Origin of the sequence: Bifidobacterium phasiani (assembly GCF_019331775.1) — a bacterium.
In the GTDB taxonomy this organism is placed as follows: domain Bacteria; phylum Actinomycetota; class Actinomycetes; order Actinomycetales; family Bifidobacteriaceae; genus Bifidobacterium; species Bifidobacterium phasiani.
In genome coordinates this window covers 171,058-196,696 of record NZ_JAHBBD010000001.1, presented here as the reverse complement: position 1 = coordinate 196,696, position 25,639 = coordinate 171,058, and the positions used below count along the sequence as shown (strand labels likewise).

General features: G+C 70.4%; 25 protein-coding genes. 17 read left to right on the top strand and 8 right to left on the bottom strand.

The window, feature by feature from the left end; genetic code table 11:
• Positions 1 to 67 precede the first annotated feature (67 nt).
• From KIH73_RS00820 to KIH73_RS00805, 4 genes are all read left to right on the top strand, one after another.
• Positions 68 to 1,039: an AEC family transporter gene (locus tag KIH73_RS00820; protein WP_219079617.1), complete on the top strand. Its 972-nt coding sequence runs from the start codon at positions 68 to 70 to the stop codon at positions 1,037 to 1,039.
• A 168-nt stretch (positions 1,040 to 1,207) separates the two neighbouring features.
• Positions 1,208 to 2,035 carry a LysR family transcriptional regulator gene (locus tag KIH73_RS00815; RefSeq protein ID WP_219079616.1) on the top strand — a complete coding sequence of 276 codons (828 nt, stop codon included), beginning with the start codon at positions 1,208 to 1,210 and terminating at the stop codon, positions 2,033 to 2,035.
• 339 nt (positions 2,036 to 2,374) lie between these two features.
• Positions 2,375 to 3,445 carry a YeiH family protein gene (locus KIH73_RS00810; protein ID WP_219079615.1) on the top strand — a complete coding sequence of 357 codons (1,071 nt, stop codon included), beginning with the start codon at positions 2,375 to 2,377 and terminating at the stop codon, positions 3,443 to 3,445.
• A 173-nt stretch (positions 3,446 to 3,618) separates the two neighbouring features.
• Entirely contained in the window at positions 3,619 to 4,071 is a 453-nt protein-coding gene (locus tag KIH73_RS00805) for an Hsp20/alpha crystallin family protein (protein ID WP_219079614.1), read from the top strand.
• Positions 4,072 to 4,386: 315 nt separating this feature from the next.
• On the opposite strand, the gene KIH73_RS11045 is transcribed toward KIH73_RS00805, so the two are convergent.
• On the bottom strand, positions 4,387 to 4,515 hold the full coding sequence (locus KIH73_RS11045) for a hypothetical protein (RefSeq protein ID WP_274608131.1): 129 nt from the start codon (positions 4,513 to 4,515) through the stop codon (positions 4,387 to 4,389).
• Between the two features lie 193 nt (positions 4,516 to 4,708).
• Here KIH73_RS11045 and KIH73_RS00800 point away from each other — a divergent pair, with 193 nt between their 5' ends.
• Positions 4,709 to 5,464, top strand: coding sequence for a helix-turn-helix domain-containing protein (locus KIH73_RS00800; RefSeq protein ID WP_219079613.1), 756 nt, complete (start codon positions 4,709 to 4,711; stop codon positions 5,462 to 5,464).
• Between the two features lie 409 nt (positions 5,465 to 5,873).
• On the opposite strand, the gene KIH73_RS11040 is transcribed toward KIH73_RS00800, so the two are convergent.
• A complete protein-coding gene (locus tag KIH73_RS11040) occupies positions 5,874 to 5,999 on the bottom strand; it encodes a hypothetical protein (RefSeq protein WP_274608130.1) in 126 nt (41 codons plus the stop codon).
• A 555-nt stretch (positions 6,000 to 6,554) separates the two neighbouring features.
• Here KIH73_RS11040 and KIH73_RS00795 point away from each other — a divergent pair.
• Positions 6,555 to 7,367, top strand: a complete 813-nt coding sequence (locus KIH73_RS00795) for a histidine phosphatase family protein (RefSeq protein WP_219079612.1) — start codon at positions 6,555 to 6,557, stop codon at positions 7,365 to 7,367.
• Positions 7,368 to 7,475: 108 nt separating this feature from the next.
• The gene (locus tag KIH73_RS00790) at positions 7,476 to 8,765 is read left to right on the top strand and encodes a uracil-xanthine permease family protein (protein WP_219079611.1); all 1,290 of its coding nucleotides are present in this window, start codon (positions 7,476 to 7,478) and stop codon (positions 8,763 to 8,765) included.
• A gap of 81 nt (positions 8,766 to 8,846) precedes the next feature.
• Here KIH73_RS00790 and KIH73_RS00785 read toward each other — a convergent pair whose 3' ends face one another.
• Together KIH73_RS00785 and KIH73_RS00780 are read right to left on the bottom strand one after the other, a co-directional pair.
• Entirely contained in the window at positions 8,847 to 9,626 is a 780-nt protein-coding gene (locus KIH73_RS00785; protein WP_219079610.1) for an ABC transporter permease, read from the bottom strand.
• The gene (locus KIH73_RS00780; RefSeq protein WP_219079609.1) at positions 9,623 to 10,525 is read right to left on the bottom strand and encodes an ABC transporter ATP-binding protein; all 903 of its coding nucleotides are present in this window, start codon (positions 10,523 to 10,525) and stop codon (positions 9,623 to 9,625) included. The genes KIH73_RS00785 and KIH73_RS00780 overlap by 4 nt, the downstream gene beginning before the upstream one ends.
• An 878-nt stretch (positions 10,526 to 11,403) precedes the next feature.
• On the opposite strand from KIH73_RS00780, the gene KIH73_RS00775 reads away from it, so the two are divergent.
• Positions 11,404 to 12,102 (top strand): SDR family oxidoreductase, encoded by a 699-nt coding sequence (locus KIH73_RS00775; RefSeq protein ID WP_219079608.1) that lies wholly within the window; start codon positions 11,404 to 11,406, stop codon positions 12,100 to 12,102.
• 46 nt (positions 12,103 to 12,148) lie between these two features.
• Here the strand turns inward: KIH73_RS00775 and KIH73_RS00770 are convergent, their stop codons facing one another.
• On the bottom strand, positions 12,149 to 13,123 hold the full coding sequence (locus KIH73_RS00770) for a LytTR family DNA-binding domain-containing protein (RefSeq protein ID WP_219079607.1): 975 nt from the start codon (positions 13,121 to 13,123) through the stop codon (positions 12,149 to 12,151).
• 211 nt (positions 13,124 to 13,334) lie between these two features.
• On the opposite strand from KIH73_RS00770, the gene KIH73_RS10780 reads away from it, so the two are divergent.
• Complete coding sequence (locus tag KIH73_RS10780; protein WP_219079606.1) at positions 13,335 to 14,171, top strand: ABC transporter permease; 837 nt, start codon at positions 13,335 to 13,337, stop codon at positions 14,169 to 14,171.
• 625 nt (positions 14,172 to 14,796) lie between these two features.
• Here KIH73_RS10780 and KIH73_RS00760 read toward each other — a convergent pair.
• Entirely contained in the window at positions 14,797 to 15,639 is an 843-nt protein-coding gene (locus tag KIH73_RS00760) for an ABC transporter ATP-binding protein (RefSeq protein WP_219079605.1), read from the bottom strand.
• A gap of 216 nt (positions 15,640 to 15,855) precedes the next feature.
• Here KIH73_RS00760 and KIH73_RS00755 point away from each other — a divergent pair, with 216 nt between their 5' ends.
• The 6 genes from KIH73_RS00755 to KIH73_RS00730 all read left to right on the top strand — a co-directional run bounded on the left by KIH73_RS00755 (position 15,856) and on the right by KIH73_RS00730 (position 22,115).
• Positions 15,856 to 16,800 (top strand): LysR family transcriptional regulator, encoded by a 945-nt coding sequence (locus KIH73_RS00755; RefSeq protein ID WP_219079604.1) that lies wholly within the window; start codon positions 15,856 to 15,858, stop codon positions 16,798 to 16,800.
• Positions 16,801 to 16,906: 106 nt separating this feature from the next.
• On the top strand, positions 16,907 to 17,323 hold the full coding sequence (locus tag KIH73_RS00750) for a cupin domain-containing protein (protein WP_219079603.1): 417 nt from the start codon (positions 16,907 to 16,909) through the stop codon (positions 17,321 to 17,323).
• Between the two features lie 181 nt (positions 17,324 to 17,504).
• Positions 17,505 to 18,296: a response regulator transcription factor gene (locus KIH73_RS00745; RefSeq protein ID WP_219079602.1), complete on the top strand. Its 792-nt coding sequence runs from the start codon at positions 17,505 to 17,507 to the stop codon at positions 18,294 to 18,296.
• Positions 18,289 to 19,572: a sensor histidine kinase gene (locus KIH73_RS00740; protein ID WP_219079601.1), complete on the top strand. Its 1,284-nt coding sequence runs from the start codon at positions 18,289 to 18,291 to the stop codon at positions 19,570 to 19,572. Before KIH73_RS00745 ends, KIH73_RS00740 begins: the two co-directional genes overlap by 8 nt.
• Positions 19,573 to 19,690: 118 nt before the next feature.
• Positions 19,691 to 21,244 carry an ABC transporter permease gene (locus tag KIH73_RS00735; protein WP_219079600.1) on the top strand — a complete coding sequence of 518 codons (1,554 nt, stop codon included), beginning with the start codon at positions 19,691 to 19,693 and terminating at the stop codon, positions 21,242 to 21,244.
• A gap of 223 nt (positions 21,245 to 21,467) precedes the next feature.
• On the top strand, positions 21,468 to 22,115 hold the full coding sequence (locus tag KIH73_RS00730; RefSeq protein WP_219079599.1) for an ATP-binding cassette domain-containing protein: 648 nt from the start codon (positions 21,468 to 21,470) through the stop codon (positions 22,113 to 22,115).
• On the opposite strand, the gene KIH73_RS00725 is transcribed toward KIH73_RS00730, so the two are convergent.
• Positions 22,099 to 22,818, bottom strand: a complete 720-nt coding sequence (locus KIH73_RS00725) for a DNA alkylation repair protein (protein WP_219079598.1) — start codon at positions 22,816 to 22,818, stop codon at positions 22,099 to 22,101. The genes KIH73_RS00730 and KIH73_RS00725 overlap by 17 nt on opposite strands.
• A 254-nt stretch (positions 22,819 to 23,072) precedes the next feature.
• Here KIH73_RS00725 and KIH73_RS00720 point away from each other — a divergent pair, with 254 nt between their 5' ends.
• Positions 23,073 to 23,492 (top strand): nucleoside 2-deoxyribosyltransferase, encoded by a 420-nt coding sequence (locus KIH73_RS00720; RefSeq protein WP_219079597.1) that lies wholly within the window; start codon positions 23,073 to 23,075, stop codon positions 23,490 to 23,492.
• 56 nt (positions 23,493 to 23,548) lie between these two features.
• Positions 23,549 to 24,304, top strand: coding sequence for a hypothetical protein (locus KIH73_RS00715; RefSeq protein ID WP_219079596.1), 756 nt, complete (start codon positions 23,549 to 23,551; stop codon positions 24,302 to 24,304).
• Here KIH73_RS00715 and brnQ read toward each other — a convergent pair.
• Positions 24,298 to 25,623, bottom strand: coding sequence for a branched-chain amino acid transport system II carrier protein (brnQ, locus tag KIH73_RS00710; protein WP_236022492.1), 1,326 nt, complete (start codon positions 25,621 to 25,623; stop codon positions 24,298 to 24,300). The two genes, KIH73_RS00715 and brnQ, sit on opposite strands and share 7 nt — an antisense overlap.
• Positions 25,624 to 25,639: the final 16 nt, after the last annotated feature.

The window sequence follows — 25,639 nt, the reverse complement described above, 5'->3', positions numbered from 1 at the left end:
CGACGGCATGCGGCGGATGCGGCGGCACGAACAGGTATGAGGGATACGGGAACGGGAGAGGAGGACCGTGGGGCAATTCCATGTCGTGCTCGATCAGCTGATCGGCTTCGCGATCATGCTGGTCGTCGGCTATATCTGCGTACGGTTCAGGGTCTACGGCGAGCGGACGCTGAACGGCATCTGCCAGCTGATCCTCAAGGTCGGCATCCCGCTGATGGTGTTCTCGAACGCCACGGCCGGCGCGACCCGCGAGGACCTGTTCGAGTCCGGCGTCATCCTGCTGATGCAGCTGGCGATGTACGTGCTGCTCATCGGTTCGACGTGGCTGGTCGCCCGGCTGATGCGCCTGCCGGAGGACCGCGGGCACGTCTTCCAGGCCGCGTTCGTCTTCGGCAACGTCGGGTTCATCGGGCTGCCGCTGCTCATTGCGCTGTTCCCCGGGCGCGGCGCCCTGTACTACTCGCTGATGGCGCTGCTCGACCAGCTGCTCATGTGGACGTACGGCGTGTGGCTGACGACTCCCGCGGCCAAACGGCGCGATCCGGGCCGCGCCGCGGTGCCGCTGCCCCGACGGCTGCGCGGCGTGCTCAGCCCGGGACTGGTCGCCGTCGTCGTCTCGCTGCTGGCGATCCTCGCGGGGGTGCGGCTGCCGGACGTCGTGCTGGAGCCGCTGCATACGGTCGGCTCGGTCTCGACGCCGCTGTCGCTGATGTACATCGGCGGCCTGTTCGCGTTGCGCGACTGGGCCGGCACGCTGAAGCGCGCCGAGGTGTACGTCGGCATCGTGGTCAAGATGCTGATCGTCCCGGTGGCGCTGTACCTGCTGCTGACCCACGTGCCGCCGCTGGTCGGGCTGGGCGCGTTGGACCCGGACATGGTGCACGCGGTCACGGTCGTCTGCGCGATGCCGACGATGACGGCCCTGGTGATGTTCGCGGAGCGCGAGCGCAACATGCCCGAGTACGCGGTCGGCCTGGTGCTGGTCACCACGGCGGCGAGCCTGCTGACTCTGACCGGCGTCTCCTACGTCGTGTTCTGACCTGCCGTACGCCGGCCGCGCCGTGCCGCGCCGACGCCCGTGCATCCGTGCGTCCGTGCGCCCGCGCCGCGGCCTGGAACGCCTGGCGCGAACGCGGGCGGCCCGTGCCCGTGCGCCCGCGCCGCGCCCCAAAGGACGCAGGCGCCGGGATGCGCGATACTGGAAAGCATGTTCGCCCTGTTGGAAACGCTGATCGCCGTGTACGAGACCGGCCAGTTCACGTTGGCGGCCGACGAGCTCAAGGTCTCGCAGTCCACCGTCTCCTCGCGCATCGCGGCGTTGGAGTCGGCCGTGGGCGCCCCGCTGTTCGACCGGCATGCCAAGAGCAGCGTGACGCCGACCGAGGCCGGCACGCTGCTGTACCGCGCGGCCGTCGACATCGGCGCCTCGTGGCGGGACGTGCGCGAGCAGATCGCCCGGGCTCGCGCCAACCGGGAGCCTTTCGCGATGCTGTTCTCGCATACGGCCGGCGCGGTGCTGATGCCGGCGGCGCTGCGGGCGGCCCTGCCCGGGCTCGGCGGATTCGAGGTCCGCGTCGCGCCGATGAACTCCGACGGCATCCTGGAGCGGGTCGGCATGAAGGAGGCGCAGCTCGGGGTCGTCGAGAAGCCGATCATCGACGACTCGGTGGAGCGCGTCACGCTGTGCGAGGACGAGCTGGTGCTGGCGGGCGATCCGGACGGCGTATGGCTGGTGCGCGAGCACGGCTCCGGCGTGCGGTACTACACCGAACTGTATTTCAAGACCGCCGGCGTGGTGCCCGACCATGTGGTCGAGGTGGCGAGCAACGCCTCGATCGTCGCCTCGATCGGCGCGGGCGTGGGCTGCTCGGTGCTTTCGCGCGCCGCATGCCCCGACGGCGTGGCGACCCGCGACCTCGGCCCGGAGTTCGTGCGACGGTTCTACGCGCTGACGCCCAGGTCCGGGCTGACGCGCGGCCAACGCGCGCTGGCCGATGCGATCATCGCGGCGCTGCGCGACGTCAGGCTGCGCTGATGCGACGCCCGCCCGGCGCGTCGGGTGGACAAGCCGCCACGGAAACGGATCGTTCTGCCGAGGTAGCGTTCGTCTGGCGCATCGGCCGGCGTCGGTAGGCACCTGAACGCCTCCGTAGGCACATGGTCCGCGGGCCCCGACGGCGGAACGGCGCCGTCGCGGCGGAATGGGCGAGGCGTTGCCGCCGGCGATGTGCCCACGGAAGCGTCCAAGTGCCTACGGAAACGGGCGCACGGGCGCGGCCGCGCCGGGACGGACGTCGGTTGCATCGGTTGTATCGATGATATTCATCGATATGTTCCATTTGACCGATGATGCGTGGCGTTGTTCAATGAAGCCATGAGAGAGTTCTGCACCAAGTGGTGGAAGCGCATCGCGACCACCGACATGCTGTTCATCGCGGTCCTGACGCTGATCGCCTCGTTCATCGGCACGTTCCTCAAGCAGCTCGACGGGTTCTCGCTGCTGGGGCCGCTGATCATCGCCCTGCTCATCGGCATGGTGATCCAGTTCCCGATCCGTTCCCTCTACGTCGGCGCCAACGACTCGCGCCGCGCGGGGGTCAAGGACGCGGCCGGCCTGATCTCCAACAAGCTGCTGCGCCTGGGCATCATCCTGCTGGGCTTCAAGCTCAACCTGCAGGTGCTGTTCACGCAGGGCATCAAGTGCCTGCCGATCGCGGCCGTCATCGTGACGCTGGTCATCGTGGTCACCTACCTGATCGCCCGCGCGCTCAAGGTCAGCCCGATGCTGGCGATCCTCACCGCCGGCGGCACCGGCATCTGCGGCGCCGCCGCCGTCATGGGCCTGTCCGGCTCGATCACCGTCTCCGAGGACCAGGAGGAGGAGAAGGCCGACGACGAGGTGATGGCCGTCGCCACCGTCGCCATCATGGGCACCGTCTTCGCGCTCGTCGAGATCGCCCTGTTCCCGGCGCTCGGCCTGACCCCCGCGCAGCAGGGCATCGCCGCGGGCGCCAGCCTGCACGAGATCGCCCACGCCGTGGCGGTCGGCGGCGCGTTCGGCGAGGAGGCGCTGAACATGGCCACGATCATGAAGCTCAGCCGCGTGCTCATGCTGGTCTTCGCCGCGATCATCATCGCGATCTGGTGGGACCGCACCCATTCGACCGTCAGGCACGAGGGCAAGCGCAAGGTCGCCTTCCCGTGGTTCATGCTCGGCTTCATCGCCGCGTCGGTGCTCGGCACCTACGTGCCGTTCCTGGCCGCGATCTCGGCCCAGCTGGTCGACGTCGCCTACATCGTGCTCGGCATGGCCATGGCCGCGCTCGGCATCAACGTGAACTTCAAGGCGATCGCCTCCAAGGGCGCCAAGGCCGTGCTGGCCAGTTTCATCGCCTCGGTGATGCTGGTCGCGTTCGCGGTGCTCGTCGCCAAGCTGTTCTTCTGACGGACCGGACGGCTGTTTCGCCCGGGGCGAAACGGCGGAAGCGCCGCGGCGGGGGTCGGTTGTACGAAGTGAACGGTCAAGGATGAGAGCCCGGAGGGGCTCCGGGCCGGCGGCGGTCGCCCATGCGGCCGGGCGCCGGCCTTCTCCAAGGAAGTTAAGGAGTGTGTTTGACTATGGCCATGTTTCCTTCACTGATTCACGATTCCCTGTTCGGCGATCTGTTCGACGACCCGTTCTTCACGGGGCTGCGTCGCGTCAATGACGGCGGCACCGTGGTGGCCGGCAACATGATGAACACCGACGTGCGCGAGACCGACAAGGGCTACGCGGTGGACATCGACATGCCGGGCTTCCGCAAGGAGGACATCGCCATCGAGCTGAAGAACGGCTATCTGACGGTCAGCGCCCGTCGCGACTCGCACCACGACGACAAGAGCGACAACGGCCGCTGGCTGCGCCGCGAGCGGTACGTCGGCTCGTGCTCGCGCAGCTTCTACGTCGGCGAGAACGTCACCGAGTCCGACATCCACGCCAGCTACAAGGACGGCACGCTGTGCATCGAGCTGCCGAAGCCGCAGCGCGAGCAGCAGGTCGAGCAGAAGCACACCATCGCCATCGAAGGCTGATCCATCCGCCTGGATCCGCGGCGGCCGGACCATGACCCATGCGGCCATGGTCGTCGCCTCGGCTGCTTCGCCGTCGGGCATCCGCGCGGGCGGTTGTCCGACGGCACGCCGGCGTCGGTCGCGGCCGTGCGGACCGTGGCGCCGTGGATATGGGCGGATTGCGGACGAGGCCCTGTTCCGGTTCATGCGAACCGGAACAGGGCCTCGTCCGTTCAGGTACCGGAGCGCCGGGCTGATGGCGGCGCATGCGTTCGCGGTGCCGGGCGCGGTTGTGGCGCCGGCCGCGATCGGCGCGGGGCGATGGGCCCCTGTGGCTCACTTGGCGAGCACGCGGCGGATCGCCTTCCAGGCCGCTTGGCCGAGGGCGTAGCTGCCGAGCGACGGGTCGGTCGCGGCGAGCGGGGAGCGCAGGGCTTCGTTCAGCATCGTTTCGTTCTTGTTCATAGGTGGTCCTTTCGTGGCGGCGGCCGTCTTGGTCCGCGGCCGCCCGTGTGTTCGTTTCCGTTCGTTCTTCTGTTGTGGTTTCAGCCTACGACGGCGGTGCGGGCCCGCGCATGCCGGATTCCTCGACTTTTTGACATATCCGTCGGCTATTCTTGAATATCGATAACCATAAGGCGGGCGAAAGGGGCGTGACATGGCACAGCAGCCGGTCGTGGACGAGGCGAAGCTGAGGTACCTCGACTTCCTCAGCCGCGAGGACCGCGTCCGCCACCACCGCTACGTCGAGGAGATGAAGCAGTTCGACCTGATGAAGGCCGGCGACCTGGCGGCGATCGGGGAGAGCGCGCGGATGTGGTCCTCGGGGCTGACCGGGCACGTCAGCGACGATCCGCTGCGCAACGCCCAGTACCTGTTCGTCGCCTCGGTGACGATGGCCACGCGCTTCGCCATCGAGGGCGGCATGGACGAGGAGGACGCCTACAACGCCAGCGACCTGTACATCCAGAGCGTCGACCGGTGCACATCGGTCGACGAGGTGCGCCGGCTGAACACCGACATGATGACCTTCTTCACCTGGGCGATGGCCGACATGCAGAAGACCGAGGTGCACTCCAAGGCGGTCGTCGAATGCATGGACTACATCCACTACCATCTGCACGAGCGCATCACCGTGCCGATCCTCGCCGGGCACGTGCACCTGAACCCGACGTATCTGTCGGAGCTGTTCGCGCGGGAGACCGGCACCACGATCTCGAAGTACGTCACCGCGCAGCGCATGGAGGCGGCCGAGAACATGCTCAAGTACTCCGAGTACCCGCTGGGCGAGATCGCGCAGATCCTGGCGTACCGGTCGCAGAGCCACTTCACGAAGGTGTTCCGCGAGCACAGCGGCATGACACCGGGGGAGTACCGCAAGCGGTACGCGCAGACCGGCCTGTGGCCCGAGTAGCGCGTGTCCGGCGGCTTCGGCGGCTTCGGCGGATTGCGGAACACGGATTGCGGACCGCGGACCGGGCGGTGGATCGCGGACCGGGTGGCGGGCTGCGGGCGGTGGGCGATCCGCGGAACGGGCTGCGGGCGGTGGGCGATCCGCGGAACGGGCTGCGGGCGACCGCGGAACCTCCGGGTCCGGAGCGGATGGCTCCGAAACCTCCGGCTCCGGAACGTCCGTCGGCACGGTCCGTCAGGTGTCGGGCGTGACGGACTGCGTGCGGCCGCACAAACGAAAAGACCCTCCCGCCGGGACTCCGGTCGGGAGGGTCGTCCGCCGCTTGGGGCCTGTCGGTCGGCGGCGGCCGGGTCTTCAATGGGCCGCGCGCGGGGCGTTGCGCGCCCTCATGCGGCCATCGGCGCGTTCCTTACTTGGCGATCACGCGCTTGAGGCCGTTCCACACGGTCTGGGAGAGCGCGTAGCTGCCGAGCGACGGGTCGGTCGCGGCGAGCGGGGAGCGCAGGGCCTTGTCGAACATCTGCTGATCCATCATGGTTGTCATCCTTTCGTTGACGGCGGCCGTCTTGGTCCGCGGCCGCCCGTGTCGCATCTTGTTCGTTCTTCTGTTGTGGCTCCAGCCTACGTCGCCGCCGGGGGGCCGTCATGCCGCTTTCGTCGTACTTTTGTCATATCTGTCGGCAATGCTTGAAAATCGTCAACGGCGGCGTGCCGAGGGGGGGTGAACGGCGGTGGACGCGGGGGTGAATTTCAGGGCGGGAACGCGCGTCCCGGCGGGTCGCCGGAACGTACCGGCGATACCGTGGAGGCAGGGCCCGCCCGCGGGGGCATGCGTGCGCGGCGGCCGTGCGCGGCGGTTGCGCCGGCGGCCGATGCGGCGGTATCGTCGGCCGTGCCGCCGCGACCCGGCGTGATGACGGGCCGAACGCCTCCAATGCGGGAATCCGGGCGTGCCCGCCGTGGCCCGGTCCCGGCTTCCGGCCGATGACGGACCGAGGCGGGCATGGCCGCGGCGGGCGCGACCGCGGCCGCGCGGCGCACGCGCGCATGCGGCGCGCACGACGAATACGACACGGAAGGTGAGGAAACCATGGGCATGCCGCTCGACCTTTATGTGATCCGCCACGGGCAGTCCGAGGCGAACGTCATCGTGCAGGCGGGGGAGCGGGGCGACGACTCGCTGTACACGCAGGACAACGTCACCGTGCCGGACCGCTCCTGGCGCCTGACCGCCGTCGGCCGCAAGCAGGCCGACTGCATCGGCCGCTGGCTGGTCTGCCGGCAGCAGCTGTTCGACCGCTACCTGGTCTCCCCGTACGTGCGCACGCGCGAGACCGCCGCGACGATGGCGCTGCCGAAGGCCAAATGGGAGGAGTGCCGCGTGCTGCGCGAACGCTCCTGGGGCGAGATCAACACGGTCACGCAGGAGGAGTTCCGCACCAACTACCCGCGCAACTGGATGTTCAAGCGCACCGACCCGCTGTACTGGCGGCCGCCGGCTGGCGAGTCGATCGCGGACGTCGCCGAGGACCGCGTGCACAACCTGCTGACCTCGCTGAACCGGCGCTCCGACGCCCAGTCCGTGGTCGCGGTGACGCACGGCGACTTCATGCTCGCGCTGATGCTCACGCTGGAGGACATCTCCGACGAGGAGTTCCTGCGCCGCGCCGACAGCCCGGAATGGCAGATCACGAACTGCACGTGCCTGCACTACTCGCGCCGCGACCCGCACACCGGACGCACGTCGCTGCGCATGCGTTGGGAGCAGACCGCGCGCCCGGTGCTCGACGAGGCGACCGGCCGCTGGGAGGTGAGCGTCGAGCCGTGGCGCGAGTTCGCCAAGCCGCTGCTGTCCAACGGCGACCTGGTCGACGTCGTCCACGCCGTGGATCCGCACCTGTGAGGCGCCCGCCCGCGGGCGTTCGGGGGCCGAGGTCGGGTGTATCGCTACAATGGCCTGTGATGCGCGGCGGGAGTCGTGTGCCGCGCGGAGAGAGTTAAGGAGAACCAGATGACGAATCTGTTCACTTGGGCCATCCATGGCGATGGCAAGACGCTCAAGCCCGGCGAGGTCGTCGAGCCTGACGAGCGTCTGACCTGGGTGCGCACCGCCGGCATCGGCGCGCAGCACGTCGTGGCCATGTTCGGCGCCACCTTCCTGGTGCCGATCCTCACCGGCTTCGACCCGTCGACCACGCTGTTCTTCACGGCGTTCTCGACCGCGCTGTTCCTGCTGATCAACAGGAACATCCTGCCGAGCTACCTCGGCTCGTCCTTCGGCTTCATCGCGCCGATCGCCGCCGTGACCACCGCGAACAAGGGGCTGGCGGTCGCCAGCTTCGGCATCATGGTCACAGGCCTGCTGCTGGCCCTGATCGGCCTGCTCGTGCACTTCGCCGGCGCCAAGTGGATCGACATCATCATGCCGCCGGTCGTCAACGGCGCCATCGTGGCGATCATCGGCTTCAACCTGGCCCCGAGCGTGTGGAACAACTTCTCCGCCGCGCCCGACACGGCGCTGGTCACGCTGGTGGCCGTGCTGCTGATCTCGGTGCTGTTCAAGGGCCTGCTGGGCCGCCTGAACATCCTGCTCGGCGTGATCGTCGGCTACGTCTACGCGTGCTTCCGCGGCCAGGTCGACTTCGCCGCCGTCGGCGAGGCCTCCTGGGTGGGTCTGCCGCAGTTCCACCTGCCGCAGGCCGACTTCTCGGTCCTGCCGATGTTCATCCCGGTCGTGCTCGTCCTGATCGCCGAGAACGTCGGCCACGTCAAGTCCGTCGCGCAGATGACCGGCCGCGACTACGACGACCAGATCGGCACCGCGCTGTTCGCCGACGGCCTGGGCACCGCGGTCGCCGGCTTCGGCGGCGGCTCCGGCACCACCACCTACGGCGAGAACATCGGCGTGATGGCCTCCACCAAGGTCTACTCGACCGCGGCCTACTGGTTCGCCGCCGGCTTCGCGCTGCTGCTGAGCCTGTGCCCGAAGTTCGGCGCGATCATCAACACAATCCCGGCCGGCGTGCTCGGCGGCGTGACCACGCTGCTCTACGGCATGATCGGCATGATGGGCGTGCGCATCTGGGTCGACAACCACGTCAACTTCGACAAGTCGCTCAACGTCATGACCGCCGCCATCGTGATGATCATCGGCATCGCCGACTTCACGTTCGCCATCCAGGGCGTGCAGTTCAACGGCATCGCCATCGGCACGATCGTCGTGCTCGTCGCCTACCACGGCCTCAAGGCCATTGGCAAGGCCACCGGCACCATCGACCGGGACGATCCCGACATCCTGTGACGGCGGCGCCGACCGCCGTACGCGAAGGCCGTGCGCCCGGCATGCCCGGGCCGCACGGCCTTTTTCGATTGATCGGCCTCGTCAGCGGATCCGGTCGTCCGCGGTGAAGCAGACGCGGTAGACCAGCAGCATGATGATCGTGTCGGCGAGCAGCGTCAGCGCGGCGATCGCGGCGAGGATGACGAACTGGTACTTCGCCGCGTCCAGCGGGTTGCCTCCGGCGATGACCTGCCCGGCCATCATGCCGGGGATCGTCACGATGCCGCTCGAGGCCAGCGACGCCGTCGTCGGCAGCATGCCCAGCCGGATCGACGAGACGACGGAGGGCCGCGCCGCCTCCCAGCGCGTCGCCCCCAGCGCCAGCAGCATCGCCGTCTCGTCGCGCCGCTCGCGCATGCTCTCGAAGAACCGCGTCAGCCCGACGGCCAGCGCCGACACCGTGTTGCCCAGCAGCATGCCCGCCAGCGGCACCACCAGCTGGGCCGAGTACCACGGCGTCGGGCGCACGATCAGCTCGGCCACCAGCGCCAGCATGAGCAGCATCGTCACCGTCAGCGCCAGGAACACCGGGCCGGCCAGGCCCTTGGGCACGCCCTTGGCGCGCGACAGGGTGATCTGCACGCCGGCGGCCAGCATCACGGCGATCAGCGCGACGACCGGCCAGGGGCTGCCGGAGCGGATCACCACGCCGATGACCAGACCCATCGCGCACAGCTGGAGCAGGGCGCGGCACGCCGACCACAGCAGCGTGCGGCCCACGCCGAGCCGCATCAGACCGGAGACGCCGGCCGCGACCGCCACCATCAGCATCGCCGCCAGCAGACCCCAGACGTCGATCGCATAGTACGTGCCCGTCGTCATGCCGCCACCGCCTTTTCCTCGTCGTCGTGCCGCGCGCCGCCCGGACGGCGCGCGTCGCCCGCATCGCCCCGGTCAGTCGCGCCATCGGGCCGGAACGCGCCGCCCGGCCCCTCGGCCCGGCCCGGCACGGCGGTGCGCGCCGCGGTGCCGATGGCCTGCGCCGTCAACCGTCCGCCGTCGAGCGTCAGGACGCGCGCGGCCAGCCCGTCGGGCGGCCGGTGCCGGATGCGGACGACCGCCATGCCCCGGCCGGCGGCCTGCGCCATGACCGCCGCGACCCTGGCCGCGTTGTCGTCGTCGAGGCCAGCGTCCACCTCGTCGGCCAGCAGGACCCGCGGCCCGGTCAGCAGCGTCCGGGCCAGCGCCACGCGCGCCGCCTGCCCGCCGGACAGCTCGTGCGGCGGGCGTTCGAGCTCGATGTCCGAGCAGCCCAGCGCGTCGAGCGTCGCGCGGATCCGCTCGTCCGGCAGCAGGTGCCGGGCGCGGCGGTCGCCGCCCGTCCGGATGCGCGGGAACCGGCGTTGCCGCCCGGAGGCGCCGTCGTCGGCGTCGCCCGTCCCGTCGCGCACGGCGAGCGTCCACGGCAGGCGGATCGCCTCGGCGACGCTGGCGCCGGTCAGCGTGGGGCGCTGCGGCAGGTAGGCGACGGCGGCGCGCCACCGCTGCGGGTCGTACCGCTCGGCCGGCACGCCGTCAAGCGCCATCGCGGCCGTCGCATGGGGGTTCAGCCGGGCGACCGCGGTGAGCATGCTGCTTTTGCCGGAGCCGGAGGGGCCCGTGACGTCGACGACCTCGCCGGCGCCGACGTCGAACGCCAGGTCGCGGAACAGCGTCACGTCGCCGCCGCCCGGGGCGGGCATCGTGCAGGTGAGATGGTCGACATGGAGCAAAGGGGTCATACTCGTCAGTGTAGGCACCGGGCGCCGGTCGGGGGTACCAGTGTCTCCTGGCGCGGTCTTAGCGGTCCGCCCCGATTCGGGGGAACGAGTCCTGGCCGTTTCGAGGGAGCGAGCCTTGAGCGTGCGCGGCGGCCATGATGTCCGTGACTTCGACGGTACGGTCTCCGCGCGCCGGTGCACCCGCCCGGCATTGTGAGCTGCGGAAGGGCCGCGGGGTACGGTGTCCCGCGCATGCGCCATGTACTGTACCGTACCATGGTACGGTACGGTGGGCGATCAAGAATGGCGGAATTTCAAGGGTTTGGATTCCGTACCGTACCATGGTACGGTACGGCGCGACTCGGATGCGGCGCGTCGGCATACCGTACCACGAGGCCGGCTTCCGTCGTCCACGACTATCCGGTTCGAGGTCCGCAGTCGACGTCATCGACCGAACTGCACCATGGACCGCACTCCCCAAGCGAGGCGCATTGGCCACCGGATCGTATGGGTTCGAAGCGATGGGGGCGCAGTTCATGGCTCTCCCATGTCCATCGCACGCGCGAAGCCGGAAGAGCTGCGAGAACGGCATGTCGTTGCGTTTCCGATGGCTCACTGCGCCGCGTACGCGCGAAAGCCTGCGGATGGACTCCTTCAGGCCGATCCTGGAGACGCTCGGCCGCGCGCGAAACCCGGAAGATCCCCATAATTATCAGTGTGAATGCCGGTGGGGCGGCGTGTCTCCTGACGGCCCGCCGAGCCGCGACGCTGGGTCACACCGGTTCGATACAGTGGTGGTGCACGGGGCGTACGACCGGCTGCGCGGGCCGCGGGAGCGCCGCGCGCATTGCGCGGGCGACGCCCGGGCCCGAGGATTCTACAGGACGAGGAGGTCGGGAATGGACAAGAGGATCGCGATCGTGACCGGCAGCGCGCTGGGGCTGGGCTACGAGCTCGCCCGGCAGCTGATCGAGCGGGGCTGGTTCGTGTGCGGCGTGGACTTCGACGCCGGGCGCCAGGAGGAGCTGGCCGGGCGGTTCGGCCCGGATTCGTACCGCGCGCTCGTCGGCGACGTGTCCGATGAGGCGTTCGTCCGTTCCGCCGTGGCTGAGGCCGCGGGGATCGGGCACATCGACCTGCTCATCAACAACGCCGGCCAGCCGTCGTTCAAGCCGCCGACCGGATACGAGGCCGCCGACGTCGACCGGTGCCTCAAGGGGCTCAAGGGCATGATCCTGTTCAGCGTGGAGACGCTCAAGGCCGACGGGGAGCGCGACCTGAAGATCGCCAACGTGATGAGCACCGCGGCCACGCGCGGCAATCCCGGCGAATCCGTGTACTGCGCGACCAAGTGGGGCGAGCGCGGCTACACGCAGAGCCTCAAGGCGGCCTACAAGGGCAGCAGCGTCAAGGTGGTGGGCGTCTACCCGGGCGGCATCGACACCGCGTTCTACCGCGACAGCCACGACTACGTCTCCGAGGAGAAGCAGCGCACCTTCATGAGCCCGGTCGACTGCGCCGGCGTGATCCTGGCGAACCTCGTCAACGAGGCGAACCTCACGGTCGCCGACATCCTCATCGAACGCAACTACGTGTGACGATCCGGCCGTCGGGCCGGCGCCGGGCGCGCGGCGCCGGCGGCCCTCAACGCAGCCTGAAATGCTCGCGCATCGCGGCCGCGCGCCCCTTGGCGAGCGGAATCGTGGACTGCGCCGCGTCCGACAGCGTCAGATTGAAGCTGTTGCGGGTGAATCGCTCCATCCTGGCGATCTTCTGCACGTTGACGATGTACGACCGGTGGCAGCGGAAGAACCCGAAGCGTCCCAGCATCGCCTCCAGCTCGTCCAGCGTCGCCGCCGTCTGGTAGCGCTCGCCTCGCACCGACACGTAGTTCGAGCGGTTGATGCTTTCGATGAAGTCGATCTCGCGCGGATCGAACAGCAGCGTCGTGGCGCCGGACTTGCAGACGACCTTGACGACTTCCATCCCGTCCGCGTCGTCGTCCTCGGATCCGGGCGCGTCGCCGGCCGTCCCCGTGCCGTCCGCACCGTCGCCGGGCCCATCGTCCTCGCCGTCCCCGGTTTCGGTCTGCGCGGCGATGCACCGGTCGTCCTCGATCCACCACGCCGTGCCCGGCATGAGCAGCGCGTCGCGCAGCGGCTGTCCGGTGGTGACGAACAGGGCGCCGCGTTCGGTGGCCTCGGCGATCCAGCGCAGCACCAGGCTGCGCGACTGCGGGCCGAGGCAGCCGAGCGGGTATTCGCAGAAGCACACCTCCGGCTCGAACAGGCTCATCCTCGCGAAGTTCATCAGTGCGCGGCGCTCGTCGTCCAACTTCGAGATCGTCGTGCGGGCGTCGGCTCGCAGCCCGAAGTGGTCCAACGCGGCCTCCGGGTCGGCCCCCGTGCCGGCCAGGGCCGCGAAGAACCGCAGGTATGAGCGCACGCTCTCCCGGTCGAAGCCCTGATCGGAGCGCAGATAGTACGCGCACCGGCGCGCGGCGTAGCGCTCCCGCACCCGGGCGAGCGCCCGCATGGTGATCGGCTGCCCGCATTCGATGTGGATGTTCGATGATTCCTCGGCGTCGATCAGCGATTCCACCGAATCATAGCTGCGCATCGCATGCTCCTTCGCGGGCGGGTACCGGTACCGGCTTAGAGCCTAGCAGACCGCCGCGGATGACCCGCCCTGAACCGTGCGACAATGGAGTACTGACCGCCGCCCGCCCGGCGCGCGCCGCAAGGCGACGGCAAGACCCGATGTCGCCGGCAGGGTGGGCGGCGCAAACCGCGAACGATACGACGACGGTACGCGACAGGGGGAGACGCCGATGCGACGGACGGTCATGGCGCTGTGGAGACGCGACATGCTGATGCTGCTGCGCTCGCCGGTGTACGTGATGTACCTGGTCGTGCCGGTGGCCGCGGCCTGGCTGTTCGAGACCTTCATCGTCGACGGCGACCGGTGGGCGCACGCCTTCGCCGTCCTGCTCGGCGGCCTGTTCTCCGTCGCGATGGCCTGCACGCTGCCGGGCATCTATGTGCAGGTCGAGGAACGCGAACGGCACGTCCCGGAGACGTTGCTGCGCGCCGGCGTGCCGGCGTGGGCGACGGTGGCCTCGAAATTCGCCGCGTCGGTGTGCTGGGGCGTGGCGCTCGCCGCGCTGTCGTTGCTGGTCCTCGGCGTGGACGTCGGTCCGGCGGGCCCGCTGCTGGCGGCGTTGCTGCCGGCCGTGGTCACGGTGTCCGCCGCGAGCGTGGCGTGCGGCACGCTGCTGCGCTCGCAGTCCTCCACCTCCGGACCGTCCGCCGTGATCGCGGCGGTCCTGCTGCTCGGGGCGATGGCGCCGATGGACCGGTCGCTGGCCATGATCTCGCAGTTTCTGCCGGCGAACCTGTTCGTCGGGCGGGTGATGGAGGCGTACACGACGTGGCCGCCGTCGATCGGCGGGCTGCCGTCGGCGGCGGTGAGCGTCGGCTGGATGGCGGCCGCGCTGTGGTTCCTGTGGTGGGCGTCGCGCCGCTTTCACGCGCGGCTGGCGTCAGTTGTCGCGGGACAGCCGCCGGAACAGCAGCGTGAACGCGACGGCGCACACGACGATCCACGCGGCGGTGACCGCGACCGGCAGCACGGCCTCGGCGCCGAACAGCGTCCCCTCGGCCAGTAGCTTGAACAGCCGGTCCAGGCCGCCGGTGGGCAGGAACACCACGATGCGTTCGAAGGTCTCGTCGATCATGGCGAACATCGGTGCGATGGCGACGAGCAGCAGCGGCACGGCGTACAGCCCCGAGGTCATCTGGTCGCGCGAGGCCAGGCCGAGCAGCGCGGCGACGAGCAGGATCGGCAGCGCGCCGACCACGCCGATGGCCAGATAGGCGGGCAGCATCGCCGCCGGCGCGCCGATGACCAGGAAGCTCAGCAGCTCGGCGAGCGCGGTGATCGCCAACGTGATGATGAGCTTGGCGGCCATGATCTGGCCCGCGCCCACGTTCGCGAGCATCAACGTGCGCAGCGTGTGCTTCTCCTTCTCCTCGGCGAGCCCGTACAGCAGCACCATCGAGCCGACCATCGCGATCGACAGCAGCGCGGCCGTGGACATCATGAACCCGTTCAGGGCGGGCGCGATCCGGTCCAGGTCCGCCACGCCCTCGCCGTTGCGCGAGAACAGGTAGCGGTAGAGCACCATGAACGCGACGGGCATCAGGCACGAGACCAGCATCGTCGGGTTGCGCGCGAGGTCGCGCAGGTCCTTGCCGCACAGCGCGGCGATCTTGCGGGCGTTGGCGTTCATGTCAGAACTCCTTTCCGGTCAGTTCGAGGAACACTTCCTCGAGGTTCGGCTCGTCGGAATGCATGGACAGCACGTCGTCGGCCTCGAGCAGGTCGGCGATCCGCCGCGCCGCGGCCGCGTCCTTCGTCGTCTCGATGGTACCGTGCGTGCGTGTGCGTATGACGATGCGGTTGCGCGCGAACCGCAGACGCAGCCGTTCGGGCCGGTCGCAGGCCACGAGCCGTCCCTCGGCGAGGATGCCGACGCGGTCGCAGACGCTTTCGGCCTCGGCCATGTCGTGCGTCGTCAGGAAGACCGTCGTCCCCGAGGCCCTGAGCTCGCCGAGCATCGCGTGCACCTCGGCGCGCGTCGCCGGGTCGAGTCCGCTGGTCGGCTCGTCGAGGAACAGCAGCTCGGGGGAGTGGATCATCGCGGCGAGCAGGGCGGCGCGCTGGCGCATGCCCTTCGAGCAGTGCTTGATCGGCGTGGCCGCGTCCCCGTCCAGTCCCATGCGCTGCAGCAGCGGCCGTACGTTGCTTGTCGGCACGCCGCGCAGCCGCGCGTAGAACCGCAGGTTGTCGGCGATGCTCATGCGCTCGTACAGCGCGCTGGTGTCCGACAGGATGCCGATGCGGTCGTAGTCGGCGTCGCCGGCGTGCTCGATGGGCCGGCCGAACAGCGTGATGCGTCCGGCGTCCTTGACCAGCTGCCGGGTCAGCAGCTTGATCGTCGTGGTCTTGCCGGCGCCGGACGGGCCGAGGAAGCCGAACGTCTCCCCGCGCCGCACGGCGAAGGTGAGGTTGCGCAGCACCTGCCTGGTGCCGAACGCCAGGCAGACGCCCTCCATCGACATGATGGACGTCATGTCGTCTCCTTTCGTTGGTGGGTCCGCGTGGGACCGCCGTGGACCCCAGTGTGCCGGACCGGCGTCCGGCGGCGCCGGGAAAATGCGCGAACGGAGCGGGTCCGGCGACGAGCGGAGCATGGGCGGGCACGAACGGAGCACGGCCGCGCCCGCCGGGCGAGTCCGTCGGGCCGCGGGCGCATGGGTAAACTGTTGGGAGGACGGAAGGAGGCGGCGATGGCGGATCGTGCGACTGGGGCGTCGAAGCCGGTGAGGTCCGGGCTCGACCTGCGCGTGCTGCGGTATTTCCTGGCCGTGGCCGAGGAGGGCAACATCACGTGGGCGGCCGACCTGCTGCAGGTCTCGCAGCCGACGATCTCCCGGCAGCTGAAGAACCTGGAGGACGACCTCGGCGTCACGCTGTTCCACCGCGGCGCGCATTCGGTCGAGCTGACGAACGAGGGGCACCTGCTCTACGACCGGGCGCGCACGCTCGTCTCGCTGGCCGACAAGACCGAGCGCGACCTGCGCTCCAGCCACGAGCGGATCTCCGGGCGCATCGTGCTGGGGTGCGCCGAGTCGCACGGCATGGCGTACCTGGCGCAGCGCATCGCGACGTTCGGGCGCATGCACCCGGGCGTCCGCTTCGACATCCGCACCGTGACGGCCGACGTGGCGCAGGACCAGCTCGAGCAGGGGCTGCTGGACTTCGGCCTGCTCGCCGGCCCGGTGAGCGTGAACCGCTACGAATACCTGCGCACGCACACGCCCGACCACTGGGGCATCCTCATGCCCGCGGACCACCCGCTGGCCAGCAGGCGCGCGATCGGGCCGGGCGACCTGGTGGGCGAGCGGCTGATCATGCCGGCTCGCGACGAGGTGATGAGCGAGGTGATGAGCTGGTTCGGCCCCTACGCCGACCGCATCGACGTCGCGGCCACGTTCAACCTCATCCTGAACGCCGCCACGATGGTCTCGCAGGGCGTCGGCATCGCGTTCAGCTTCGATTTCGGGTTCCGCGACGGCGATCTGCGCTACGTGCCGCTCAGCCCGTCCATCGGCACCGACAGCGTGGTGGTCTGGAAGAAAGACGCGCTGATGTCGGCGGCCTCGGCGACGTTCGTGGACTTCCTGCGGTCCTCGCTCGCCGGGGAGGGAGACGGCGGGGACGGCAAGGAATAGCCGCGAGGCATGGCGCTCATGTGCGACATACATTTCCCTTATCGACGACCTGGGTGTTCAATGTGACGTGGACGATTGCAGGCCCAGCCAACAGAAAGGAACCGTCATGAACAACCCCAGCCTGTTCCCGCTCGGCGAACCGAACGACGCCTACGCCCGGTACTTCATCGGCCAGAGCTACCTCGCCCCGCTGCTGAACAAGGAGATCGGGCTTTCGAACGTGACGTTCGAGCCGGGCTGCCGGAACAACTGGCACATCCACCACAACTCCCCGCAGATCCTGATCGCCGTGGGCGGCGTCGGCTATTACCAGGAGTGGGGCAAGCCCGTCGTCACGATGCAGCCGGGCGACGTGGTCTACGTGCCGGCCGAGACCAAGCACTGGCACGGCGCCACCCCGCACGCCTCGTTCGCGCACCTAGCGATCATGCTGCCGAACGAGAACGTGAGCAACGAGTGGCTCGAGCCCGTCGACGACGACACGTATTACGCGCTCGACGCCGAGGCGGCCAAGGCCCGCTGACCGCGGACCGACGTCGAGGGCCCGCGCGCCGAGGCGATGCCATGGCGCGCGGGCCTTGCGCGTCTTCCGGCCTGTCGCGGGCCGGAAGACGCGACACAAACCGAACGCATACCATCGTCGGGTACCATGTCCTGTGTTCAGCGGCGGATGGGGCCGCCGCGGGAGTTATAAGGACGGTGCCATGGCGACTTTGCTGATCATCGAGGACGAGACGGAGCTGCTGCATGCCCTGGAGCAGCTGTTCGTCCACGACGGCTACGACGTGGTGGCCGCGACGGACGGCGAGGAGGGGCTGCGCCGGTTCCGCGAGGGCGGCGTCGACCTGGTCATTGTCGACGTCCTGCTGCCCAGGCTCGACGGGTTCGCCGTGTGCAGGGAGATCCGCCGCGACAGCGACGTGCCGGTCATCGTGACCACCGCGCTGGACGACGAGGGCCACCAGCTGCAGGGGTTCTCGCTGCTGGCCGACGACTACGTGACCAAGCCGTATTCGCTGATCGTGATGCGCGAGCGGGTGCGGGCGGTGCTGCGGCGCTGTGCGTCGCGGACCGGAACCGCCGTCGCCGGGGCCGTGGCGGGCTCCGGGGCCGTGGCGGGCTCCGGGGGCGGCGTCGGGACGGCCGCGCCCGGACAGGCGGGCGCGCCGCCGGACGTGGGGGAGGGCGGCCCCGGAGGGTCGGGGCTGTCGGGCTTCGGCGACATCGTCGTCGACGCGCAGGCGCGCGAGGTCCTGCGCGGCGGCGAGCCGGTGGCGCTGACGCGCACCGAATTCGACATCCTGCGGCTGCTCGCCGAGCACCCGCGGCGCGTGTTCACCCGCGAGTCGCTGGCGCGGCAGGTGTGGGGGTACGCCGACGACTGCGGCAACAAGGCCATCAACATCCACGTGATGAACCTGCGCCGCAAGCTCGGCGCGGACAGCGTCGAGACGGTGCGCGGCGTGGGGTATCGGGCCGGAGGCCGCCATGGCTGACCCCGTCGTGCCCGAACCGCGTCCGACGCGGCTGCCGGCGCGGTGCCTCGCGGCCGCGCGGCGCGCCGCCGGGCGCCTGTCGGTGCGGCTGTTCGCGGGGCTGCTGGCCGCGTTCAGCCTGTGCGGCGTGCTGATCTACGTCATCGTCTCGCTGGCGTTCCCGTACGGGTTCGACTCGGTGATCGCCGCGCAGGAGGGCCTCGGCGGCGCCGTGCGGGCGGACGGCATGACGACGCTGACGCTCGTCGACCCGGGGCCCGGCGCCTCCGGCCTCGACCCCGACGCGTCGGTGAGCATCACCGTCGCCGCCCAGCGCACCGCCATCGAGCACACGTTCCTCACGCTGCTGCTGCCGATGGTCGGTGTCATCGTCGCGCTGTCGGCCGTGGTGGCGTGGCTGTGCAGCCGGCTGATCATCCGCCCGATGGAGCAGGCCAACCGCCGGCTGGCCACGGCGAACGGCCGGCTCGAGGCGGCCAATGGCGAGCTGGCCCGGGAGACGCGGACCGTGCGCGCGATGGAACGCGAGCGGCGCGACTTCTTCGCCGCCGCGTCGCACGAGCTGAAGACGCCCGTCGCCGTGCTGCGCGCTCAGATCGAGGGCATGATGCTGAACATCGGCGACTACGCGGACCGCGACGCGGTGCTGCCGCGCGCGCTGGAGAGCGTGGAGCGGATGCAGCGCATCGTCGGGCAGACCCTCGCGGTCTCCCGCATGGAGGCGTCCGAGCTCGGAGAGCGGCGGTGGCGGCGCCTCGACGCGCTGCTCGACGACGCCGTGGAGGCCCATCGCGCGACGGCCCGGCGGCGCGGCGTCACGGTGCGCCGCGCCGTGGACCCCGCCATCGAGGTCCTGGCCGTGCCCGGCCTGCCGGACAAGGCGTTCGACGCGGTGATCGGCAACGCGGTGGCCTACGCGACGCCGGGCGGCACGGTCGACGTCGCCGCCGGCCGCGACGGGGACGGCGGGCTGACGCTGAGCGTCGCCAATCCGGCCCGGCAGCTCGACCCGCACGACCTGGAACGGCTCGGCGAGCCGTTCTTCCGGCCCGACGCCTCGCGCAGCAGCGCCACCGGCGGCACCGGGCTCGGCATCCACATCGCGCACACGGTGTTCCGCTCGCAGGGCTGGACGCCGTCGATCGCCATGGCCGACGGCGTGTTCCGCTACGCCGTGGCCATCCCCGCCGCATCGACGCGGCGGGGGCGGCGCGGGGCGGAACCCAAACCGACACCACACCGAAACGAAACCGAAGCCACACCCTCGTCCTGTTGAATCGGCCATGGCGGGGCGCCCGGCCCCGGTCGGCGCCGGCACGGCCGGCGGCCGATCGAATCGCCCGGGGCCGGGCCCCGCCGACCATCACCGACATCACAGGAAGGCGGACCCCGGTATGCGAAGCATCACGTTGGCGGCGCGGTACGTATGGCGCAAACGCGGCAGGACCCTCAGCCTGCTGCTCATCCTGCTCGTCGTCGCCACCACCACATTGACCGGACTGGCGGTGCGCGACGCCGCATCGAACGCCCAGCGCATCATCCGGCAGACGCTCGGCGGCGTGTTCACGCTCGAACAGAACGAGGACGACCCGGCGAACTGGACGATGCAGGACATCGAGGGCATGGGCAGCAAGCAGGTGTTCGCCGGCAAGCCGATCACCGCGGGGCTGTGCCGCACCGTGATGGAGCAGGTCGACGGCATCCGCGGCTGCGACGCCACCACCGAGCAGGTGCTCGTGCCCGAGACGGCCGACGGCGCGATGCTCGCGCTGATCGACGACGCGGCCGGCACCGACGCGGCGATGGAGCAGGCCTTCCGGGCCGACGACTTCGGCAACACCGTCACCGTGATCGGCGGCACGGACACGCGCTTCGACGCGAACTTCGCCAAGGGCTACCTCAGGCTCGCGGAGGGCGACCCGGTGATCGACCCCGACGCCGTGCCGGACGGCGACGCGGCGCGGGGCGCGGCTTCCGAGGACGGGAACGGCGGGGATTCCGCGGACGGCGACGGCGTCGTCGGCGACGTGATGATCGGCCGCCGCCTCGCCGAGCTCAACGGCCTGAGGATCGGCGACACCATCGTGCTGCGCCGCGCCACCGTGCACGCGAACATGTCCGGCACCACCGTCGAGCGGACCCGGACCCCGGTGCGCATCGTCGGCCTGTTCGACGACACCGCGAAATCCAGCGTGCTCACCAGCAACTGGTCGATGTCCAACGCCATGTTCACCACGATGGACGTGGTCGACCACGCACGGCAGGGCACCGCCGAGGAGGGGTTCGAGAAGATCAGCTTCTACGTGGACGACCCCGCGCGCACCGCCGACATCGTCCGTCAGGTCCAGGGCCTCGACGCGCTCGCCGGCGGCGACTACGCGGTCAGCCAGGACACCTCGGACGCCGACGCGGTCTCCGGGCCGCTGGAGAACCTCGACGGCCTGGTCATCGCGCTGGTGGTCATCGCCCTGGTCGCGGGCACGGTCATCCTGTGCCTGGTGCTCGCCTCGCGCGTCAAGGAGCGCATGCACGAGAGCGGCGTGCTGCTCTCGCTCGGCTTCAGCCGGTGGTCGATCCTCGGCCAGTACCTCGTCGAGGCGCTGATGGTGGCCGTGGTCGCGTTCGCGCTGAGCATCCCGGTCGGCGCGCTGATCGGCCAGGCCGTCGGCGACCGCCTGCTCGACCTGTCCGACGCCGGCGGCGCGCCGGTCTCCGATCCGGGCGGCGACATCGTGTCCAAGGACGGCATGGCCGTGGTCGGCGGCGACGGCATGTCGCCGGTGTTCCTGCCGAACGCGGACATGGCCGACCTGCACGTCGCCATCGACGGATGGACCGTCGCCTGGCTGTTCGGCCTGGGGCTCGCGCTCGTCGTGGTCTCGGTCGGATTGGCGGGCATCGTCCTGATGCGCCGCCGCCCCAAGGACATCCTCGCCTCGATGGCGTGACCGCCGTCCCCGGGCGGTCCCGCCCGGGTTCGGATCCGCCGGCGCCGGTCGCGAAACATCGCATGCCGGCGGGCGGTCCCGTCCGGGGCGCCGGCCCCGCCCCCACGCGCCGGCGCCCGCATGCGGCCCGCCACCCAACCGATCATCCCACCGCGGGCCGCGCCGCCCGCCTGACATGCACGGCGGCCGGCACGGCCCGCCGCAGACCCGAAGGAGCCTTTCCATGTCGATCATCGCGCTGAACGATGTCAGCTACGCCTACGAGGACGGCCACGGCCGCAAGCGCACGGTGCTGCGCGGCGTCAGCGCCGGGTTCGAACCCGGCCTGATGACCGCCGTGGTCGGGCCGTCCGGCACCGGCAAAAGCACGCTGCTCTCGCTGCTCGGCGGCCTCGACCTGCCCGGATCCGGCCAGGTCGTCTACGACGGCGAGCCGCTGACCGCCGGCGGGCTGTCCATGCACCGCCGGCGCCACGTCTCGTTCGTCTTCCAGGAGTTCAACCTCATCGACTACCTCAACGCCCTGGAGAACGTGGCCCTGGTCGCCGACCGGCGCCGCGCCGTCGAACTGCTCGCCTCGCTGGGCTTCGACGACGCCGACATGCGGCGCAACGTGCTGCGCCTGTCCGGCGGCCAGCGCCAGCGCGTGGCCATCGCCAGGGCGCTCGCCGCCGGCACCCGGGTGCTGCTGGCCGACGAGCCGACCGGCAGCCTCGACGCCGACAACGCCGAGTCGATCGCCGGCCTGCTGGCGGACTACGCGCACAAACGCGACATCTGCGTGATCGCCGTGACCCATTCGGAGCGCTTCGCCGCCCATGCCGACACGGTGCTGCGGCTGAACCGCGGCCGGATCAAGCGGATCCGCTGACGCGCCCGGCCGGCCGCCTCAGCGAGGCGAGCAGCGCCTTGCGCCCCGGGTCGATGCGCCGCGACTCCCGCGCCTTCCGGATCGACTTGTTGCGCGTCCAGTCGTCGAGGGCGACCGGCGAGCCCGGCTCGAAGACCCGGATGGCGGCGTCCCACTGCTTGGTCAGCGCCGTGGCGAAGTACCACGCCCGCGCCATGTCCACGTAGTACTCGCCGGTGCCGATGCCGGCGACGAACGCCAGATGCCCGGGGCGGAAGCGCTCGTCGAGATAGTCGATCATCAGTTCGTCGACGGCGAAGCGCACGGTGTACGGGTGCGAACTCGCGGCCCACGCCGTGATGGCCCGCCAGGTCGCCTCCGGGTCGTCCATCAGCGCGCGGGCCCGGATCACGTCGCAGACCGCCCAGTTGTCGACATGGGGCAGGAACCGGTCCAGCATCGCGCGGGCCTGCGGCTGGTCGGCCGCCATCAGGCCGATGAGGATGCCGTGCAGCATGTTCTCCTCGAACCAGGCGTGCGGCAGCCGCTCCATGAACGCCTCCGCCCCGGCCCGGTCGCGGCGCGCGAGCGCCTTGGCGTAGGCGCGCAGCCTCGGCACGCGCACGCCGAGCATCGTCGACGGATCGACGTTCGGCACCAGTGCGGCGTTGAACGCGCGGTAGCCGTCGTCGCGCATGGCCCTGAGGTCGTCGATGATCGCCATGTCGCCCCTTTCTGGTCGATCGGCCGGTTCACGCTTCGGAGCGTTCGGATCTTGTGAACCGGAACCGAACAACAACGTACACCACCATGATGCCGAAACCGCATGATACCGGGCGTCGCGTGAGCGAACGCACACGGGCCCGGTTCACGGGATCGCGCCGGGGAATCCCGTGAACCGGCGCCGGCATCCTGATCCGGGGACGGGACGTCGCGCCCCACGCCAAATCGCCACATCCGGCGGAGTACATTGAAGATATGGCTGACTATGATTTCTACGCCGCCGGTCCGTTCTTCACGCCGGAGCAGGTGGCCGGCATGGAACGCATGGAACAGGTCCTCGAGTCCAACGGCAGGACGCTGTTCAAGCCCCGGTTCGCCAGCGACATCGCCGTCGTCGGCCCGGCGGGGTGCTTCCGCGACGACATCGCCGGCATCCGCGCCTCCGCCGCGGTGATCGCCAACCTCGTCGACGAGGACCCCGGCACGATGTACGAGATCGGCTACGCCTACGCCCACGGCATCCCGGTGTACGGCTACCTGGAGGGCCTGCGGCCGGGCGGCCGGGTGAACCTGATGATCGCCCAGTCGCTCACCGCGCTGTTCGCCTCGCCCGAGGCGCTGGACCGCTACCTGCGCACCGGCGCCTGCGAGGCCATCGAACTCGACCAGTTCTGACGACGACGCGGCCGGCACGGGCGAGGGGCCGCGGCGCACCGAGAGAAGGGAACGCCATGGGCGAACACCGATACGAGCATTACGGGCGCATGTTCTCGGCATCCGGCATGTGGGGCGTGCTATGCGCCGTCGCCGGCGGCTGCGCGGCGCTGACCGGCGCGGCCGCGCTGTTCCGGGCGCTCGCCCCGCAGATCGCGCCCTGGCTGGCCGCCATCGACGACACGTCGGTGTACGTCGCCGCGGCGGTCTGCTCGGCGGTCACGGCGGTGTTCGTCGTGATCGCCCGGGTCCGCGCGCGCAACCGCAACCGCCACACCCGCTCGACGCGCTGGGGCGTCCTGGCCATTGTGATCACGCTGGTGCTGACCGGGCTGGCGGCCGCCGTCGGCACGATGTTCCCCGACGGGCTGATCGCGGCCCCGATCCGCGACGAGGCGCCCATCGGCGACCAGACGGCGATGGAGCAGGGCATCGACGCCACGTCGGCGGACGGGTGCGCGGACGGCTGGCAGAGCATCTCGTCCACCGGCTACCCGGGGGTGACCGCGATCCGCATGTGCGCGTCCTCCCGCGTCGCGTACGCGACCTTCGACAACGACGCGGCGCTGCCGCTGTACCGGATGCCCCTGGAGGCGCAGGCGACCTCGATGCTCGACGAACGCGCCGGCGAGCTCGCCGACGCCGAATGGGCCACGCTGTCCGGCCCGAAGTGGATCGTGGTGGGCGAGCAGGACCGCCTGGAGGCGCTCCAGCGGTCCTGGGGCGGCGAACTGGCCGGCCTGGGCGCCGACGACGAGACCGGGACTCAGTGACGCGCCCGCCGGCGCAGCAGGCTGTCGGCGACGCCGATCGCCACGCCCAACGCGGCGGGCGCCAGCCATCCCAGCTCGGCGTCGGCCAGCGGCAGCAGCGCCAGCGCGTCGCGCACGCCGGGGATCGCGAATCCGGCCAGCGCGGCCAGGCTGTCCAGGCAGTCGACCACGCCGACGGCGCCCACCAGCAGCACGGTCCAGAAGTACACGCGCGGCACCCGCGCGGCGAACACCCGGTGGGTCAGCGCCAGCGCGACCAGCACGATGGCGATCGGGTACAGCGCCGACAGCACCGGCACGGACACCGCGATGATCGTGCTCAGCCCCGCGTTGGAGACCACGAAGCTGAAGAGCGCGAAGAGCGCGCTCCACGTCCGGTAGCCGACGCGCCGGCCGGCGACCGTCGGCCAATGCTGCCGGAAGTAGGTGCCGCATGTCGAGATCAGCCCGGTGCACACGTTGAAGCAGGCCACGACGAACACCACGCCCATGAACGCGGTGCCGAACGGTCCGAAGGCGGCCGAGGTCAGGTGGGTGAGCACGGTCGCGCCGTTCTGCGTGGCCGGATCGACCGGGGCGATCGCGCCGGAGACCATGCCGACGAACGACAGCACGCCGTAGACGAGGGCCAGCAGCACGCCCGTGCCCAGCCCGGCCAGCCCGGTCTCGCGGCGGTTCGCCGGCTCGTCGTCCACGCCCATGTGCCGGATGTTCGCCGAGATCACGATGCCGAAGTACAGCGCGGCCGGCAGGTCCATCGTCTGATAGCCGTCCAGGAACCCGCGGGCGAGCTGGCCGTCGGCGTAATCGCCGGACGGCGCCGCGAAGCCGCCGTGGGGCACGAACAGGCAGGCGGCGAACAGCACGGCGATCAGCGCGATGAGCAGCGGCCCCATGAACCGGCCCAGGGCCTTCGACAGCCGTTCGGGGTGCTGCGCCACCGCATACGAGGCGGCGAAGAAGGCCAGCGAGTACAGCAGCCGCGTCAGCCACGTCGGGGCGGACTGCGCGAACGGCAGCACGGCCATCTCGAAGGAGGTGGTGGCCGTGCGTGGGATCGCGAAGCACGGCCCGATGGTCAGGATGATGGCGACGCCGAACACCAGCGCGAAGCGCGGCGAGACCCGGCCGGCCAGGCGCTCGAACCCGCCGGCCTCGCAGACGGCCAGCACGCCAAGGATCGGCAGGCCGACCGCCGAGACGATGAACCCGAGCGCGGCCCGCGGGGTGGCGGCGCCGGCCTGGGCGCCGAGGAACGGCGGGAAGATGAGGTTCCCCGCGCCGAAGAACATCGAGAAGAACGTGACGGTGACGACCATGCGGCCGCGCGCGTCC

Bases quoted from the DNA above. Each gene is read 5' to 3' on its own strand.
- KIH73_RS00815 (WP_219079616.1), top strand. From the start codon at position 1,208: ATGTTCGCCCTGTTGGAAACGCTGATCGCCGTGTACGAGACCGGCCAG.
- KIH73_RS00810 (WP_219079615.1), top strand. From the start codon at position 2,375: ATGAGAGAGTTCTGCACCAAGTGGTGGAAGCGCATCGCGACCACCGAC.
- KIH73_RS00805 (WP_219079614.1), top strand. From the start codon at position 3,619: ATGGCCATGTTTCCTTCACTGATTCACGATTCCCTGTTCGGCGATCTG.
- KIH73_RS11045 (WP_274608131.1), bottom strand. From the start codon at position 4,515: ATGAACAAGAACGAAACGATGCTGAACGAAGCCCTGCGCTCCCCGCTC.
- KIH73_RS00800 (WP_219079613.1), top strand. From the start codon at position 4,709: ATGGCACAGCAGCCGGTCGTGGACGAGGCGAAGCTGAGGTACCTCGAC.
- KIH73_RS11040 (WP_274608130.1), bottom strand. From the start codon at position 5,999: ATGATGGATCAGCAGATGTTCGACAAGGCCCTGCGCTCCCCGCTCGCC.
- KIH73_RS00795 (WP_219079612.1), top strand. From the start codon at position 6,555: ATGGGCATGCCGCTCGACCTTTATGTGATCCGCCACGGGCAGTCCGAG.
- KIH73_RS00790 (WP_219079611.1), top strand. From the start codon at position 7,476: ATGACGAATCTGTTCACTTGGGCCATCCATGGCGATGGCAAGACGCTC.
- KIH73_RS00785 (WP_219079610.1), bottom strand. From the start codon at position 9,626: ATGACGACGGGCACGTACTATGCGATCGACGTCTGGGGTCTGCTGGCG.
- KIH73_RS00780 (WP_219079609.1), bottom strand. From the start codon at position 10,525: ATGACCCCTTTGCTCCATGTCGACCATCTCACCTGCACGATGCCCGCC.
- KIH73_RS00775 (WP_219079608.1), top strand. From the start codon at position 11,404: ATGGACAAGAGGATCGCGATCGTGACCGGCAGCGCGCTGGGGCTGGGC.
- KIH73_RS00770 (WP_219079607.1), bottom strand. From the start codon at position 13,123: ATGCGCAGCTATGATTCGGTGGAATCGCTGATCGACGCCGAGGAATCA.
- KIH73_RS10780 (WP_219079606.1), top strand. From the start codon at position 13,335: ATGCGACGGACGGTCATGGCGCTGTGGAGACGCGACATGCTGATGCTG.
- KIH73_RS00760 (WP_219079605.1), bottom strand. From the start codon at position 15,639: ATGACGTCCATCATGTCGATGGAGGGCGTCTGCCTGGCGTTCGGCACC.
- KIH73_RS00755 (WP_219079604.1), top strand. From the start codon at position 15,856: ATGGCGGATCGTGCGACTGGGGCGTCGAAGCCGGTGAGGTCCGGGCTC.
- KIH73_RS00750 (WP_219079603.1), top strand. From the start codon at position 16,907: ATGAACAACCCCAGCCTGTTCCCGCTCGGCGAACCGAACGACGCCTAC.
- KIH73_RS00745 (WP_219079602.1), top strand. From the start codon at position 17,505: ATGGCGACTTTGCTGATCATCGAGGACGAGACGGAGCTGCTGCATGCC.
- KIH73_RS00740 (WP_219079601.1), top strand. From the start codon at position 18,289: ATGGCTGACCCCGTCGTGCCCGAACCGCGTCCGACGCGGCTGCCGGCG.
- KIH73_RS00735 (WP_219079600.1), top strand. From the start codon at position 19,691: ATGCGAAGCATCACGTTGGCGGCGCGGTACGTATGGCGCAAACGCGGC.
- KIH73_RS00730 (WP_219079599.1), top strand. From the start codon at position 21,468: ATGTCGATCATCGCGCTGAACGATGTCAGCTACGCCTACGAGGACGGC.
- KIH73_RS00725 (WP_219079598.1), bottom strand. From the start codon at position 22,818: ATGGCGATCATCGACGACCTCAGGGCCATGCGCGACGACGGCTACCGC.
- KIH73_RS00720 (WP_219079597.1), top strand. From the start codon at position 23,073: ATGGCTGACTATGATTTCTACGCCGCCGGTCCGTTCTTCACGCCGGAG.
- KIH73_RS00715 (WP_219079596.1), top strand. From the start codon at position 23,549: ATGGGCGAACACCGATACGAGCATTACGGGCGCATGTTCTCGGCATCC.
- brnQ (WP_236022492.1), bottom strand. From the start codon at position 25,623: ATGGTCGTCACCGTCACGTTCTTCTCGATGTTCTTCGGCGCGGGGAAC.